The sequence below is a fragment of the Methylocystis sp. JAN1 genome (assembly GCF_052186135.1).
GTDB lineage: Bacteria > Pseudomonadota > Alphaproteobacteria > Rhizobiales > Beijerinckiaceae > Methylocystis.
Genome location: NZ_CP181499.1, coordinates 2,108,349 through 2,122,902, shown reverse-complemented (window position 1 = coordinate 2,122,902; position 14,554 = coordinate 2,108,349). Strand labels below are relative to the sequence as shown.

At 63.0% G+C, this 14,554-nt stretch carries 15 protein-coding genes; 2 read left to right on the top strand and 13 right to left on the bottom strand.

What is annotated here, in order from left to right; translation table 11 throughout:
- Positions 1–76: 76 nt before the first annotated feature.
- Positions 77–934: a D-amino-acid transaminase gene (locus ACNHKD_RS10035; RefSeq protein ID WP_442753344.1), complete on the top strand. Its 858-nt coding sequence runs from the start codon at positions 77–79 to the stop codon at positions 932–934.
- Here the strand turns inward: ACNHKD_RS10035 and ACNHKD_RS10030 are convergent, their stop codons facing one another.
- Positions 935–1,573 carry a DUF6629 family protein gene (locus ACNHKD_RS10030; protein ID WP_442753343.1) on the bottom strand — a complete coding sequence of 213 codons (639 nt, stop codon included), beginning with the start codon at positions 1,571–1,573 and terminating at the stop codon, positions 935–937. It lies immediately after the preceding gene.
- Between the two features lie 187 nt (positions 1,574–1,760).
- Here ACNHKD_RS10030 and ACNHKD_RS10025 point away from each other — a divergent pair, with 187 nt between their 5' ends.
- Positions 1,761–1,934, top strand: a complete 174-nt coding sequence (locus tag ACNHKD_RS10025; RefSeq protein ID WP_442753342.1) for a DUF1328 domain-containing protein — start codon at positions 1,761–1,763, stop codon at positions 1,932–1,934.
- 290 nt (positions 1,935–2,224) lie between these two features.
- Here the strand turns inward: ACNHKD_RS10025 and ACNHKD_RS10020 are convergent, their stop codons facing one another.
- The 12 genes from ACNHKD_RS10020 to nrdR form a co-directional block, all read right to left on the bottom strand.
- Positions 2,225–4,258, bottom strand: coding sequence for an NAD(+) synthase (locus ACNHKD_RS10020; RefSeq protein ID WP_442753341.1), 2,034 nt, complete (start codon positions 4,256–4,258; stop codon positions 2,225–2,227).
- 191 nt (positions 4,259–4,449) lie between these two features.
- Entirely contained in the window at positions 4,450–4,785 is a 336-nt protein-coding gene (locus tag ACNHKD_RS10015; protein WP_442753340.1) for a hypothetical protein, read from the bottom strand.
- A 62-nt stretch (positions 4,786–4,847) separates the two neighbouring features.
- Positions 4,848–5,459 carry a dCTP deaminase gene (gene dcd, locus ACNHKD_RS10010; RefSeq protein WP_442753339.1) on the bottom strand — a complete coding sequence of 204 codons (612 nt, stop codon included), beginning with the start codon at positions 5,457–5,459 and terminating at the stop codon, positions 4,848–4,850.
- On the bottom strand, positions 5,456–6,685 hold the full coding sequence (locus tag ACNHKD_RS10005) for a hypothetical protein (protein WP_442753338.1): 1,230 nt from the start codon (positions 6,683–6,685) through the stop codon (positions 5,456–5,458). Before ACNHKD_RS10005 ends, dcd begins: the two co-directional genes overlap by 4 nt.
- Entirely contained in the window at positions 6,669–7,109 is a 441-nt protein-coding gene (locus ACNHKD_RS10000) for a hypothetical protein (protein WP_442753337.1), read from the bottom strand. The genes ACNHKD_RS10005 and ACNHKD_RS10000 overlap by 17 nt, the downstream gene beginning before the upstream one ends.
- 111 nt (positions 7,110–7,220) lie before the next feature.
- Positions 7,221–9,413, bottom strand: a complete 2,193-nt coding sequence (locus tag ACNHKD_RS09995) for a sodium-translocating pyrophosphatase (RefSeq protein WP_442753336.1) — start codon at positions 9,411–9,413, stop codon at positions 7,221–7,223.
- 219 nt (positions 9,414–9,632) lie between these two features.
- A complete protein-coding gene (gene thiL / locus ACNHKD_RS09990; protein ID WP_442753335.1) occupies positions 9,633–10,583 on the bottom strand; it encodes a thiamine-phosphate kinase in 951 nt (316 codons plus the stop codon).
- A gap of 222 nt (positions 10,584–10,805) precedes the next feature.
- Entirely contained in the window at positions 10,806–11,258 is a 453-nt protein-coding gene (nusB, locus tag ACNHKD_RS09985) for a transcription antitermination factor NusB (RefSeq protein WP_442753334.1), read from the bottom strand.
- Positions 11,255–11,749, bottom strand: coding sequence for a 6,7-dimethyl-8-ribityllumazine synthase (gene ribH / locus ACNHKD_RS09980; protein WP_442753333.1), 495 nt, complete (start codon positions 11,747–11,749; stop codon positions 11,255–11,257). Before ribH ends, nusB begins: the two co-directional genes overlap by 4 nt.
- A gap of 233 nt (positions 11,750–11,982) precedes the next feature.
- Positions 11,983–12,582 (bottom strand): riboflavin synthase, encoded by a 600-nt coding sequence (locus ACNHKD_RS09975; RefSeq protein ID WP_442753332.1) that lies wholly within the window; start codon positions 12,580–12,582, stop codon positions 11,983–11,985.
- A 180-nt stretch (positions 12,583–12,762) separates the two neighbouring features.
- Positions 12,763–13,893: a bifunctional diaminohydroxyphosphoribosylaminopyrimidine deaminase/5-amino-6-(5-phosphoribosylamino)uracil reductase RibD gene (ribD, locus tag ACNHKD_RS09970; protein ID WP_442753331.1), complete on the bottom strand. Its 1,131-nt coding sequence runs from the start codon at positions 13,891–13,893 to the stop codon at positions 12,763–12,765.
- Complete coding sequence (gene nrdR / locus ACNHKD_RS09965) at positions 13,894–14,373, bottom strand: transcriptional regulator NrdR (protein WP_442753330.1); 480 nt, start codon at positions 14,371–14,373, stop codon at positions 13,894–13,896.
- Positions 14,374–14,554 lie beyond the last annotated feature (181 nt).

Sequence of the window (14,554 nt, the reverse complement as noted above, 5' to 3'; positions counted from 1 at the left end):
GAGAGGGAAACGGGCGGCGGGACAGGATGCAGGTTTCTGCGCTAAACAGCTCCAAACCAGCCCGGAGCCCCTCCCCTTGTCCGACATCGCCTATGTCAACGGGGCCTATGTGCCGCTCGAAGACGCCAAAATCTCAATCCTCGACCGAGGATTTCTTTTCGCCGACGGCGTCTATGAAGTCGCCGCCGTGATCGACGGCAAGCTCATCGACAACGAGGCGCATATTGCGCGGCTGGAGCGGTCGCTCGGCGAGCTGCGGCTGGAAAGCCCTGTCTCCATGGCGGAGATCGTCGAGATCGAAAAGGCCCTCGTCGCGCGCAACAGCGTCACGGAAGGTATGGTCTATCTGCAGATGACGCGGGGCGCGGCGGAGCGGGATTTCTCCTTTCCGAAAGGCGTAACGCCGACGCTTGTCGGCTTCGCGCAGAAGAAGAACATCCTCGCCTCGCCCTATGCCGGGAAGGGCATAAAGGTCGTGACCGTCCCCGACCTGCGCTGGGCGCGGCGCGACATCAAAAGCGTCGCCCTGCTCGCGCAGGTGCTCGCCAAGCAGGCGGCGACGGAAGCCGGCTGTCAGGAGGCCTGGATGGTGGATTCCGACGGCTTCGTTACGGAAGGCTCGTCCTCGACCGCCTTCATCGTCACCGGGACCGGCGCCATCGTGACGCGGCCGAATTCGGCGGCGATCCTTCCCGGCTGCACGCGCCGATCGGCGATGGCGCTCGCGCAGGAGCGCGGGCTGACCATCGAAGAGCGCGCCTTTACGGTCGCGGAAGCCTATGACGCGGCCGAGGCCTTTCTGACTTCAGCCTCCAATCTCGTGCTGCCGATTGTCTCCATAGACGGCCGGCCGCTCAGCGACGGCTCGCCGGGGCCGCACGCCAGGCGGCTGCGCGCGCTCTATCTCGATTTCGCGCGCGCGACCGCCGTCTGATCAGCTCTCGATCTCAAGCCCGTCATAGTCGGCGCTGCGCCGCTCCTCGATCGCAAAGGCGAGGATCAGGCTGAAGACGGCGGCGGCGAGGCACCAGAGGGAGTACCAGGCCGGCCGGTTCTCGGCGAGGGCGAAGACGAATGTCGCGAACACGGCCCAGCCGAAGAGCGCCACGCCGCGTCTGTGGCTGCAGACCAGCGGCACGACGGTGAGGACCACATAAAGGAAATGCACGAGGAGCGGCGGGCGCTCGAACAGCGGGTCATAGGCCAGCGCGTGCCGCACAACCTTGAGATCGATGCCGCCCGACAGAGCGAGCTTCGTGATGAGGTAGACGGCCAGTATCACGCCCGTGCCGGTCAGCAGGCGCCAAAGCCGCTTCCGCTCGGGATCGATCTCGGAATAGGCGGCGGCGAAAGGCGTCAGGACCGGCCATAGGGCGAAGGCGATCACCGTATAAAGGTAGCGATAAGGCTGCCCTGTCTGCGGATCGTCGATCGTCCACCACACCGCCGCTTCGGTGAATTGGTGAAGGGCGAAAACCAACGGAAAGGCGGCGAAGATCAGCATCCGCCGATCGAAATTGATCGCCTTCGCGACCATGCCGTAGCCGGCCATGCCAAGACCGACTCCGGCCATAATGCTTGCTTCGAGCGAATAGCACATAGGGCGAATCCCAATTCTTGCAGGCTGTTGCCGATAGATCGACGTTCGGAAATTTAGGATATTTCCGGAGACGATCCAGCCCGCGCCGCGCCGCTCCCGCCGGAACAGTGGCGGCGAGCGCGCGTTCTGCCTCCGAATGAAAGTCACTATGGAGGCCAACATGGGCAGCCTGTTGCACTATGCGATCTTGTTCCTGATCGTCGCGATCATTGCCGCTTTCTTCGGTTTTGGCGGCGTCGCCGGCACGGCGATGGAAGGCGCGCGGATCCTCTTCTGGGTCGCGCTGGTTCTTTTCGTCATCTCCGCGATCGCGGGCTTCCTCCGCAGAGCCTGACGACGACGCTTCTTCTCTTCGGTGCTCCCAACTGGCCGGCGTTAGCCGGCCTTTCTTCGAGACGGGCGCCCGAGAAAAATCCGGGAGCAAGTTCGAGGCCGACAGTTTTGCCGAACAGCCGCAACCCTGGCAATTTTGCCGTGGAAACGAAGGCGCGCGCCTGTTGTTCGGGGTCGCCATCACGCTCTTTGTCGTGTCAGCGATATCCGGCGTCCTTCGCCGGGCCTGACGCGGGGGATGCGCGCCTGCTCTCAATGCGCGCAACCCGACCGGCGGCGCCGGCCCCCTTTCTAGGGAATGTCCTTCAACGCGGAAAGCCAAGCGTCGGGCGACGAGTCGCTTGGCGCACGCCAGTCTCCGCGTGGCGAGAGCGAGCCGCCGGAGCTTACTTTCGGCCCGTTCGGCAAAGCCGAGCGCTTGAACTGGCTGGATGCGAAGAAGCGGCGCAGAAAGACGGCGAGCCAGCGCTTGATCTCCGCGAGATCATAGGCGCCGCGATCCCTCTCCGCGATGACCGACGGCCAGACGCCCTCATTCGCGTCGCGCCAGGCATGCCATGATAGGAAAGCGACTTTCGTGGGCGAAAAGCCGTAACGCGTCGTGTAATAGAGGTTGAAATCCTGAAGCGCGTAGGGGCCGACAAAGGCTTCGGTGCGTTGCGCGGCGTCGCCGGGAACGAGTTCGGGCGAGATTTCCGTCGCGAGAATGTCCCTGAGCACGGAGACCGTTCCAGACCCGAAACGCGCGTCGCGCGCGCACCATCTAATGAGATGTTGGATGAGCGTTTTCGGCACGGAAGCGTTGACGTTGTAATGCGCCATCTGATCTCCGACGCCATAGGTGCACCAGCCGAGCGCGAGTTCCGAGAGATCGCCCGTGCCGATCACGATGGCGTTGTGGAGATTGGCGAGGCGAAAAAGCAGCGAGGTGCGCGCGCCGGCCTGCACATTTTCATAGGTCGTGTCGTAAACCGCTTCCCCGCGCGCGGCGGGATGGCCGATGTCTTCGAGCATCTGCCTGCAGGCGGCGGAGACGTCGATCTCCCGCGCCGCGACCCCAAGCGCGCGCATCACCGCCCAGGCGTTGCTCTTCGTTCGGTCGGTCGTCGCAAAGGCCGGCAGCGTGTAAGCGAGGATGTTTGCGCGCGGCAGACCGAGCGCATCCATCGCCGTCACGGCCACGAGGAGCGCCTGCGTCGAGTCCAGACCGCCCGATACGCCGATGACGACCTTCTCCACGCCGGAAGCGCGCAGCCGCTGCTCCAGCCCGTGCGACTGGATGTTGAAAGCCTCGAAGCAAAGCTCCGCCAGCCGCGCCTCGTCATTCGGCACGAAGGGGAAGCGCGGGACCTCGCGCATCAGCCCAAGGTCGATGTCGCATGGCGCAGCCATCTCGAATTCCACGCGGCGAAATTGCGTCGCGCCCGCCTCCACGTCCGCGCAATCGCCGAAGGTCCCCTGCCGCGCGCGCTCCGCCGCGAGACGGCCGAGATCGATATCGGCCATGACGAGCTGCGGTTCGTCGGAGAAGCGCGGCGCCTTCACGAGAAGATCGCCTTTCTCGTGGATCATCGCCTCGCCGTCCCAGGCGAGGTCGGTCGTGGACTCGCCCTGCCCGGCCGCGGAATAAAGATAGGCGGCAAGACAACGCGCCGAATGCGCGGCGCAGAGCGTCTGCCGGTAATCCGATTTGCCGACAATGGCGTTCGAGGCCGAAAGATTGAGCAGCACGGTGGCGCCGGCAAGCGCGGCGCGCGCCGAGGGCGGGATGGGAACCCACACATCCTCGCAGACCTCCATATGGATGACGAGGCCGGGGAAATCGGACGCCTCCAGCAGCACGTCCGAGCCGAACGGCGCGATCTGCCCCGCGACAGCGATTTCTTCGCCCGCGACAAAGGCGCCCGAGGCGAAGTGACGCCTCTCGTAAAACTCGCGGTAGTTCGGCAGATAGGTTTTCGGCGTCACCCCGAGGACGCGCCCGCGCAAAATGGCGACCGCGCAATTATAAAGCCGCCCGCGATGGCGCAGCGGCGCGCCGACAACGAGGATCGGGCGCAGGCCGCGCGACGCCGCGGTCAGCTCGGCGAGCGCGGTCTCGACCGCCGCGAGCAAAGCGCCCTGCTGCAACAGGTCGTCGATGGCGTAGGCGGAAACGCCCAGCTCCGGAAAAAGGACGAGCGACGCACCCTTTTCATGAGCCTCCCGAGCGAGCTCGATCGTGCGCGCGACATTGAAAGCCGGGTCGGCGACGCGCACGCGCGGACAGGCGACAGCGGCGCGGATGAAGCCATGGGTGTGCAGCGAAAAGAAAGGATGGGTCATTTGAGCCCGCGCGAGCGGCCGAAGCGCGTTGGAGAGTCGATAGATAATGCATCAAAGCCGCCCCGGCGGCCATTCCCTCGCCTTGACCGGGGCTACCGCCACCAAACGAGCTTGTGGGCATGGAGCCGATTTTTCTATTAAATCCTATTACTTCAAGGGCTAAATCGAAGAGGCCCGCAAAATAGGGGCGCCTATTGCTGCGGTTCCTGCGTTTTCAAGACCGCGCGCGCGTCAAAAACGGGGTTGGACCCCTGCTCGCCATAACGGAACATTACGACGGTGACGGCGAAATTCGCGACCGCCGGTTGGCCGGGCGTCGCAAGCTGCGCCGGCCCGGCGCTCCAGTCGATAAAACGAAAGAGATCATATTCGTGCGCGAGCGTTTCCTTGGAGGCCAGAACCAGCGCTTCCTTGAGGGCCTGCTCGTCGGAAGGAGCGTCAGCCCCCTGGAGGTTGACGCGGACCATGTTGGGGGCGAGCGACGAGACTTTCGTCGAAAGACAGGCTGAGAGAGCGAGGGAAGCCACAACCGCCCATCGTAGACTTCCTCTCTTAAAAAAATTCAGGAATCTGACGGAATATACACTAATCACCCTTTGGTTGCCTTCAATCGCTCCATAATAATATCCTTTTTTATCTGTCCCAAACGAGGCTTTCGCTGCCCAGCTAGTTGGGTTTTACTCTTGCCAGGCTTCCCTTTTACAGAGTGAAAAAATATTTGGCAGATGAGCTGTCCAGCCACCAACTTCACAGGAATTTCGCCAACGTTTGCAACTTCGAGTGTAAGACAACCAGAAAATCCGGGGTGAATTCCTGATGCAGTTTCAATTATTATTCCACGTCTTCCCAATGTTGATTTACCTACAACATAAGCCGCGTAGTGGGTCGGTATACGTAACCATTCTAACGTACTAGCTAAAACAAATCTCCCAGGGTGGAGTACAAACTCCTCACCAAACGGGACGAAGTATTTCTTCGTGATTTTGTTTTCGCTCGTTGCCTTACCATACACAGTCTCAATATGGGTCTCACTTGACTGTCGGGTTGAAACAAACCAACGCCCAAGCCTAAGGCTTATGGATGCTTCGCCGCTGTCCGCAACAGTAGGTAGATTCGGCTCCGGAATCAGGGCAATTCCGTCTGGCCTACAATCATTTCCGCGCCGTATTAGTTCACTGAGTTCATTAGCCCCAAGGATCATGTTTCCGTCCGCCTTCGAAATTCAAGAACTTCTACGCTCTTGAGCAAAATCTCGTTGAGCGCATCCATCTCCTCCGCAATATTTTCCGGCGGCTCCTCTGCGCTTTGCAACTCTTGATAGTAGCGCCAACCAGCGTTGATGATATCACCGAGGCAATTTGGGCTATGAGCTGGGATTTTGTTACGAAATTCATTTAAGTGAACCTCGTACCTAGAAACTAGCGGCCGAGGAACTGTTCCATCTTCAAGAATTTTCAAAATGTAAGACCAAAGGGCGGCGACAATCCCGGAAACTACTTGCTCCGCTTTCTCAAGTATAAAACGTTCTCTTGGGTCCGGGCGCTCCCGCTCTTGATGAAAGCTAAGAATATCATCGCCAGGAAGGGTGACCCCTTCGTTCGCCGCAACCCCCCGGATAGCTGAAATTCTCGTCTTGTAGGACGGGTACTTGGATTTCCGGAGACCACCTGAGCCTGGTGCCAATATGTAAGAAAATGCGTGAAGATAAGCCTCCCCAAAAATAGCATAAGCAAACAAATCACAGAAAATCTCTTCCGCCTGAAAAATAGCAAAATCTAGAGAGCTTGCGATTGCATCCGGATACAACTCTTTGTACTCAAGGTCGTCTTCGCGATACTCAGGAAAAGCTTTTTTAAAAGCATCCTTTGTATTCTCGTATAGCTCCTGACACTTGAATTGCAAGGTGCTATGCACGCTCCCTTCTACACCTCTGTTGCGCCACACTGCATGTCCCAACTCGTGTCCGGCCAAGGGAGAGAGTAAAGCGCTGCCGGTTTCTGACGCCGGCATTCCAATCATGACAAAGCTCGCAAGATCGCTGAGTGATTGCGGGTAAGCGAATGGGACGTAGTCCCATTCCGAAGAGAGAAGCAGCTCGGGCTTCCCTTGCAAAGCGCGGTTTGCTATGTCTTGTAATGGATCGATGAGCTCAAAAGCGTTACGAACATTCGTTGAACGGACTATAAACCCGAGAATAGGTAAGGTTTCGAAGACTTTTAGATTTGTATCGTTTGCGATCTCCGAGAGAGACAATGTGTCTTTTAGCTTAAATGCCCGATCGACACGCTTTTCCAGCGCTTCAAACACTCGCTTAAGTTTAAAAAGGGCGCGCCTTCCAGAGTCGATGGGGAAGTCGCCATCGAGGAGAGCGTCGATCGTGCGTTGTACGTTCCTGATTTTCTGCTTGGTATTATGATATAGACTCATCGAATATACTGCTACCGTTTCGACACTCGCGACGAGCGTACAGGTCGCCCATTTTTTTTGCAACTGCAGCCTTATTGAGGGCTAAACAGAACCGTTTGGCCTCCTCTACCTTCTTAGATTCCGCTTGTTCAACGCCTCGTTCGAGGTCTAACAGATAATCTTCCAAGTACTTCTTGAATTCGACGAAGGTATGGGGCTTTTTCCTCATCGCTGCAGACTCTCGTAGTAGAGAGTATGCGCGAATATCTGCGAGCATACTAACACCCTCCCCTTGAAACGCAGTCGAGGGAGTCCGAATATACTTGAAAAGAGCTATCAACGCAGGAGCGTCTGAGCGAACCTTTTGTCGCATCTCTTCTAATTCAAGCGCAGCCTCAATGCTTAAGTCGATTGGGCTGAGGGGCTCCCCTTCGATAGCGTCCATCTCGTCCTCCCCGACTCATTCTTAAATGTTATGGGCATTTAAGCGTTTCCGCTAGTTTAAGGTAGGGCGAGAATCCCTCTCGCCCCACTTTCTTTCCTGAGATCGGCCCGATCAGCCCCAATGGGCCAGGATCGCCAGCATCAGCAGCGCGACGATGTTGGTGATCTTGATGGCCGGGTTCACGGCCGGGCCGGCGGTGTCCTTATAGGGGTCGCCGACCGTGTCGCCCGTGACCGAGGCCTTGTGCGCGTCGGAGCCCTTGAGATGCTTCACGCCGTCCTTGTCGACGAAGCCGTCCTCGAAGGACTTCTTGGCGTTGTCCCAGGCGCCGCCGCCCGACGTCATGGAGATCGCGACGAAGACGCCGTTGACGATCACGCCGAGCAGCAGCGCGCCGACCGCCGCGAGGGCGTTGGCCTTGCCGCCGCCGAGCAGCAGCACGACGATGAACATCACGAGCGGCGCCGCAACCGGCAACAGCGACGGGACGATCATTTCCTTGATGGCCGCCTGAGTCAGCATGTCGACCGCGCGGCCATAGTCCGGACGCTCGGAGCCGTCCATGATGCCCGGCTTCTCCTTGAACTGGCGGCGCACTTCCTCGACCACGGAGCCGGCCGCGCGGCCGACGGCCGTCATGGCGATGCCGCCGAAGAGGTAGGGAATGAGCCCGCCGAAGATCAGGCCCGCGACCACGAAGGGGTTCGAGAGGCTGAAATCAATGTTCTCGAGCCCCTTGAAGAAGGACACGCCCGTCGCGGCGAAGTGCTTGATGTCGTTCGTATAGGCGGCGAACAGCACCAGCGCGCCAAGACCCGCGGAGCCGATGGCGTAGCCTTTGGTCACGGCCTTGGTCGTGTTGCCCACCGCGTCAAGCGCGTCGGTCGACTGGCGCACTTCCTTGGGCAGGCCCGACATTTCGGCGATGCCGCCGGCATTGTCGGTCACGGGGCCGAAGGCGTCGAGCGCAACGATCATGCCGGCGAGGCCGAGCATGGTCGTGACCGCGATCGCCGTGCCGTAAAGGCCGCCAAACTGATAGGTCAGGATGATGCCGAGCACGATCACAGCGGCTGGCGCGGCGGTCGATTCAAGAGATACGGCGAGACCCTGGATGACGTTCGTGCCATGGCCCGTCACCGACGCCTGGGCGATCGACACCACCGGGCGTTTGCCCGTGCCGGTGTAATATTCGGTGATGTAGACGATGGCGCCCGTCACGATCAGGCCTATGATCCCGCAAAGGAACAACGCGAAACCGCTGACCGGCTCGCCATTCACCTTGCCCACTTCGCCGAGGCCCACGGTGAAGAGCGTGGCGAGGAAGAGGCCGGGGATCGAGAGCACGCCCGCGGCGATCAGGCCCTTATAAAGGGCGTCCATGATCTGGTCGTCCTTCAGGCCGATCTTCTCGAAATAGGGCGCGGCGAACTGGCCCCACTGCGTGTCGTCCTTGCCGAGCTTCACGAAATAGGTGCCGGCGATGGAGGTGAGGATCGACAGGCCGCCAATGGCGAGCGGGTAGATCACCGCGCCATGGAGTCCCTCCTGGCCCGAAAAGAAGATCGACGCCAGCACCATCGTCGCGACGACGGTTACGGCGTAGGTCTCGAAAAGATCCGCCGCCATGCCCGCGCAATCGCCGACATTGTCGCCGACATTGTCGGCGATGGTCGCCGGGTTGCGCGGATCGTCTTCCGGAATGCCCGCCTCGACCTTGCCGACGAGGTCGGCGCCGACATCGGCGCCCTTGGTGAAGATGCCGCCGCCGAGACGCGCGAAGATCGAGATCAGCGATGCGCCGAAGCCGAGCGCCACGAGCGCGTCGACGAGGGCGCGGTCGGCCGGCGTATAGCCGAGGAACCAGGTGAGGATGGCGTAGTAAATGGCGACGCCGAGCAGCGCCAGGCCCGCGACCAGCAGGCCCGTGACCGCGCCCGCCTTGAAGGCGATGTCGAGGCCTCCCGCGAGCGACTGCGTCGCAGCCTGGGCCGTGCGGACGTTCGCGCGAACCGAAACGTTCATGCCGATGTAGCCGGCCGCGCCCGAGAGCGCCGCGCCGATGGCGAAACCGAAAGCGACCGGCCAGCCGAGCAGAATGACGAGCACGACGAAGATCGCGCCGCCGACATAGCCGATGGTCTTGTACTGGCGGTTGAGATAGGCCTGCGCGCCCTCGGCCACGGCGCCGGAGATTTCCTGCATGCGCTGCGAGCCGGGATCGGCCGCCAGCAGCTCTTGCGACGTCTTCACGCCGTAAGCGACGGACATGAGTCCGAAGACGATGGTGAGAAAAAGGACCATTTTGGGTTCGCCTTTTCGTTCTTCGGCCGGGGCGGCCGAGCGGGTCGCGCCACAAAGGGCTGTCGCGCAACGGAAAAAAGGAAACACGCCCCAGCCGCTCGAATCGGCTGGGATCGCGAGAATTTTCCGCGGACTTTCTGCCAGAAACAGGGCTTCCCGGCAATCCGCCGCCCGCCTCGGCGCCTGCCTCCTTACCCCTCCAAATTCACTCTGGCTCGTTCAGAAATGGCTGTATGAACGCTTGCCGAACACGGCCGGCTCGCCCTTGGCGTCGAGGAGAAGCGCGGGCGCGAGTCCGGCGACGATTTCGCCGATGCGGGCGACGCTGTCGGGCGGCGTCCAACCGGGGTCCGCCGTAAACAGAATTTCGTAATCGTCGCCGCCGGTCAGCGCGGCCTCGAGGAGCTTGGGCTCCAGGCGGACGGCCTCCCGCGCCGCACCCGAGAGCGGGATCCGCGGCGCCTCGACGACGGCGCTTGCATCCGAGGCGCGGCAGAGCTTGGCGAGATCGCCCGCGAGACCGTCCGAGACGTCCATCGCGGCGGTCGCCCTGGTCCGCAGCATCGGAACGAGATCCAGACGCGGGCTCGGCAGCAGATAGCGGTCGAGGAGATGCACGCGCGCCCGCGGCGAAAGCTTCGCCGCCAGCGCCGGGTCGCGACGCAGGGCAAGGCCAAGCGCCGCGTCGCCAATTGTCCCCGAGACGTAAATCGCGTCGCCCGGCCGCGCGCCCGTGCGCGGGACGAAGCGCGGCGTGCGGCCCAGCGCCGTAATGGAGACGGTCAGCGGCCCCGGCGTCGCCGTCGTGTCGCCGCCGATAAGCGGCGCGCCATAGGCGCCCGCGTCCTCCGCAAGGCCGACAGCGAAGGCGGCAAGCCAGTCATTGGTCCAGTCGGCGGGCAACGCGAGCGAGAGGAGAAAGCCGACCGGAACGGCGCCCTTGGCGGCGAGGTCGGAGAGATTGACCCGCAACGCCTTCTTCGCGATCCGACCGGGCGGGTCGTCGGGGAAGAAATGCACGCCCGCGACCACCATATCGACGGTAGCGACGGTCGGCTCGGATGACGCCTCGATCAGCGCCGCGTCATCCTTCAGCCCCAGCGCCGCCGGTCCGGCGATGGGCGCGAAGATGCGGGCGATGAGTTCGTCTTCGGTGTAGCGATTGGGCATCGCTTCCCTCCTGAGCCCCCACTTTTTGGGCAAGAGGGCGCGTCGCCAGAGCGCCCACGCGGACCGCAAGCCGCTTCCCTCCCCCTTGCGGGGAGGGGTTAGGGGTGCGGGTCGGCAATTACGTCGTTACCTCGGCTCCCGAGGTCCGGCCCTCCCCGCAAGGGGAGGGAGAGACCGCCGCCCGCATCAAGCAAGCGGCTCATGAGCGGGGATATTATGACGCTACCCCATCTCCCCCACCCGCTCCTCCCGCGCGATCTTGTCGAGCACCGCATTCACCATGCCCGACTCCGTGGGCCCGAAAAAGGCGCCCGCGACATCGACATACTCCTTGATCGCCGCGCGGGCGGGCACGTCCTTCCGCGAGCGCAGCTCATAGGCCCCGGCGCGCATGGCGGCGCGCATCACCGCCTCGACGCGGGCGAGCGGCCAGCCGCCGGAGAGCACGCGGTCGATCTGCCGGTCGATCGCGACCTGATCGGTCAGGATGCCCTGCAGCACGTCGCGGAAGAAGGTCAGTTCGGCGGGCTTGTATTGCACGCCCTCTATCTCGCGGCCGATCCAGTGCGACTCGAATTCGGCGAAGACCTCGTTGAGTCCCTTGCCTGCGACTTCCATCTGGTACAGCGCCTGCACGATGGCGAGGCGCGCGGCGGAGCGCTGATCGAGGCTCATACAGAAAATCCCTCTTGGCTCCGCTTCAGGCGGATGAGCGACAGCGCCGCCAGCGCCGCGTCGGCGCCCTTGTCGCCCTGTTTGGGATCGGCGCGCGCGATCGCCTGTTCATCGTTTTCCACGGTCAGAATTCCGTTGCCCAGGGGGAGGCGGCGCGAGACCGAGAGGTCTGTCAGCGCGCGCGCGCTTTCATTGGCGACGATCTCGAAATGATAGGTCTCGCCGCGAATGACGCAGCCGAGCGCGACGAGCCCGTCATAGGATGCGCCCTTTTTCTCCGCCGCGTCGAGCGCGATCGCGGCCGCGGTCGCGATCTCCAGCGCGCCGGGAACCTCTATCACGGTCGCGCTGGCGCCAAGCCGCCCGATCGCCGCCAGCGCGCCTTCCTTCAGCCTGCCGACGATGTCGGCGTTGAACTTCGCCGCGACGACGAGGATGCGCGCGCCGGGAACCGGCGTCTCGTCCATGTCGTCGGGTGCAAAACCTGCCATAGCCTAACTCCGAAGGCCCCTCCCTGTCCCTCTCCCGCAAGCGAGAGGGGACGCTCGCGATCGGCGCTCTCGATGAAGGCCGCGCTCTAGCGCCCTCTGCCGCCATAGCCCGTCGAAAGACGGGCGTCCAATGGCGGGCGAGGGTTAGGGTGGGGGCAACCCTGCGCGGATATCTTTTATTTCGAGCCGCGACTTATGTCACAGCGACGGCGGATTGTCAGCCGCCGAAGCGCTTACTTCTCGCTCAACCGCGCCGCATAACGCGCCATCATATCCACTTCGATATTCACCGCGTCCCCTGCCCCGCGCGCGCCAAGGGTCGTTACGGCGAGCGTATGCGGGATGAGCAGGATCGAGAAGCGGTCGCCTTCGACCTCGTTCACCGTCAAAGACACGCCATCCAACGCGACCGACCCTTTCCGCGCGATGAAGCGCGCGAGTTCGTGGGGCGCCTCGATCCAGAAGCGCGCCATGCCGTCAAAGTCGTCGCGCGACACGACGCGCGCAACGCCGTCGACATGGCCGGTGACGATGTGGCCGCCGAGTTCGTCGCCAATCCTCAGCGCGCGTTCGAGATTGACGCGCGTTCCCGGAATCCAGCGACCGACGGTGGTTTTCGCCAGCGTCTCCGCAGCGGCGTCAACGTCGAAAACGGTCCGCGCGACCTCTCGCGCAACCGCGACGACAGTAAGGCAGACGCCGGAATTGGCGATGGAGGCCCCGAGCGCGATGCTGTCGGCGCCATATGAGCAGGCGATGCGCAAGCGCTTCAGATCGCCGCGCGGTTCGACGGAAAGAATTTCGCCAATGTCGGTGACGATACCAGTGAACATGACAACCTCCAAGGCGGCCTCGTCCTTCGAGACGCAAGCTTCGCTTGCTCCCCAGGATGAGGCCTTTCGACACCCACTGCGCCGGAAGGAGCCCCTCATGCTGAGGAGCTTGCGCAGCAAGCGTCTCGAAGCGCGAGGGGCGTCGCCGTGGTTCAACGGCTCAGACGCTGCGATGACGCATTAATCCATCCGCGCGTAGCGCGTCATGCGATCCGGGCCGAGCATGCGGCTTTCGATCATGCGGTAGCGCGAGACATTATCCAGCGCGGCGCGTGCGGCGGGCGTCAAAGCGAGGCGGCCGGGACGGCCGAGCGGCTTCACGCCCTTGTGAATGATGACCTCGTCGGCGAGCCCCGCGGCGAGCAGGCTTTCGGCCACGCGCGGGCCGCCCTCGCTGAAGACGCGCGTCATCCCCTTGTCGGCGAGCAGGCGCAGCGCCGCAAGCAGATCGAGACGGCCGTCAAGGGTGGGAATACGGGCGACCTCGGCGCCCGTGATGTCGGAAAAAGCGCGCGCGCTTTCTTCGCTCACGCTTTCCGCCGCGATCACGAGCAGCGGCGTCTCACGAGCGGTGAAAGCGAGGCGCGAGCGCGGCGAAAGCGTCAGATTGCGATCAAGCACCACGCGCAGCCGTTTGGCGCGGTCGAGGCCCGGCAGCCGCACGGTCATCAGCGGATCGTCTTCCCGCGCCGTGCCGGAGCCGACCATGATCGCGTCATGGAGCGAGCGCTGCACATGGGTATAGGCGTCGGCGATGGAGCCCGTGATGCGCAGCCGTGGATCGTGCGCGTCGCCCGCCGCGTAGCCGTCCGCGGTCTGCGCAAGTTTCAGCGTCACCATCGGCCGATGCTTGGTGACGCGCAAAATATGGCCGAGATGATCGCAGCGCGCCGCAGCGGCCTCGGGACCGATGACGACATCGATCCCTGCCTGGCGCAGAATCTCGTGGCCCCTGCCCGCGACGCGCGGATCGGGGTCCTCCATGGCGGTGACGACCCGCGTCACGCCGGCCGCGACAATGGCGTCCACGCAGGGCGGCGTGGCGCCGTGATGGGAACAGGGCTCGAGCGTGACATAGAGCGTCGCGCCCCGAGCCGCTTCTCCGGCGGCCTCAAGCGCGATCGCCTCGGCGTGCGGGCGTCCGCCCTCGGCGGTGTAACCCCGCGCGACGATCACGCCGTCCTTCGCGACGAGCGCGCCGACGGCCGGATTGGGCGCCGTGCGGCCCATGTTGCGACGGCCGAGCGCCAGCGCCGCCGCCATATAGGCGTCGTCGGTCGCGGCGAGGGGGATCGTTTCGTGGAGGCTCATCTAGTCGTCGGCGTCTTCGGCGAATTCGCCGCCACTTTCCAGTTCGTCGATGATGGCGTTGAAGTCGCGCGCTTCGCGGAAGTCGCGATAAACGGAGGCGAAACGGACATAAGCCACGGCGTCCAGCGAACGCAAGCCTTCAATCACGAGCTCGCCGATGCGCTGGCTTTCGATCTCCGCCTCGCCCATGCTCTCGAGCTGGCGGACAATGCCGGAAATCATGCGCTCCACACGCTCGGGCTCGACGGGGCGCTTGCGCAAGGCGATCTCGACGGAGCGGGTGAGCTTGTCGCGGTCGAAGGGCGCGCGCTTGCCGGACTTCTTGACGACGATGATCTCGCGCAGTTGCACGCGCTCGAAGGTCGTGAAGCGCCCGCCGCAGGTCGGGCAGACGCGCCGCCGGCGGATACAGGAGGAATCCTCGGCCGGGCGCGAATCCTTCACCTGCGTGTCGAAGGAGCCGCAATAGGGACAGCGCATCTATAACCCTCGGCGCCCACTCACCCTCCCCTGGAAGGGAGGGTCGAACGGCGAAGCCGTTCGGGGTGGGGTGACGACCCGACGGCCAGCCGACTGTATGAAATGCAGAAGGCGCAGGCGTGGGGATCATTCCCAACACTCGGGAATCACCCCACCCCGCGCCTTTGGCGCGACCCTCCCC

Bases quoted from the DNA above. Each gene is read 5' to 3' on its own strand.
- ACNHKD_RS10030 (WP_442753343.1), bottom strand. From the start codon at position 1,573: ATGGCCGGAGTCGGTCTTGGCATGGCCGGCTACGGCATGGTCGCGAAG.
- ACNHKD_RS10025 (WP_442753342.1), top strand. From the start codon at position 1,761: ATGGGCAGCCTGTTGCACTATGCGATCTTGTTCCTGATCGTCGCGATC.
- ACNHKD_RS10020 (WP_442753341.1), bottom strand. From the start codon at position 4,258: ATGACCCATCCTTTCTTTTCGCTGCACACCCATGGCTTCATCCGCGCC.
- dcd (WP_442753339.1), bottom strand. From the start codon at position 5,459: ATGATCCTTGGGGCTAATGAACTCAGTGAACTAATACGGCGCGGAAAT.
- ACNHKD_RS10005 (WP_442753338.1), bottom strand. From the start codon at position 6,685: ATGAGTCTATATCATAATACCAAGCAGAAAATCAGGAACGTACAACGC.
- ACNHKD_RS10000 (WP_442753337.1), bottom strand. From the start codon at position 7,109: ATGGACGCTATCGAAGGGGAGCCCCTCAGCCCAATCGACTTAAGCATT.
- ACNHKD_RS09995 (WP_442753336.1), bottom strand. From the start codon at position 9,413: ATGGTCCTTTTTCTCACCATCGTCTTCGGACTCATGTCCGTCGCTTAC.
- thiL (WP_442753335.1), bottom strand. From the start codon at position 10,583: ATGCCCAATCGCTACACCGAAGACGAACTCATCGCCCGCATCTTCGCG.
- nusB (WP_442753334.1), bottom strand. From the start codon at position 11,258: ATGAGCCTCGATCAGCGCTCCGCCGCGCGCCTCGCCATCGTGCAGGCG.
- ribH (WP_442753333.1), bottom strand. From the start codon at position 11,749: ATGGCAGGTTTTGCACCCGACGACATGGACGAGACGCCGGTTCCCGGC.
- ACNHKD_RS09975 (WP_442753332.1), bottom strand. From the start codon at position 12,582: ATGTTCACTGGTATCGTCACCGACATTGGCGAAATTCTTTCCGTCGAA.
- ribD (WP_442753331.1), bottom strand. From the start codon at position 13,893: ATGAGCCTCCACGAAACGATCCCCCTCGCCGCGACCGACGACGCCTAT.
- nrdR (WP_442753330.1), bottom strand. From the start codon at position 14,373: ATGCGCTGTCCCTATTGCGGCTCCTTCGACACGCAGGTGAAGGATTCG.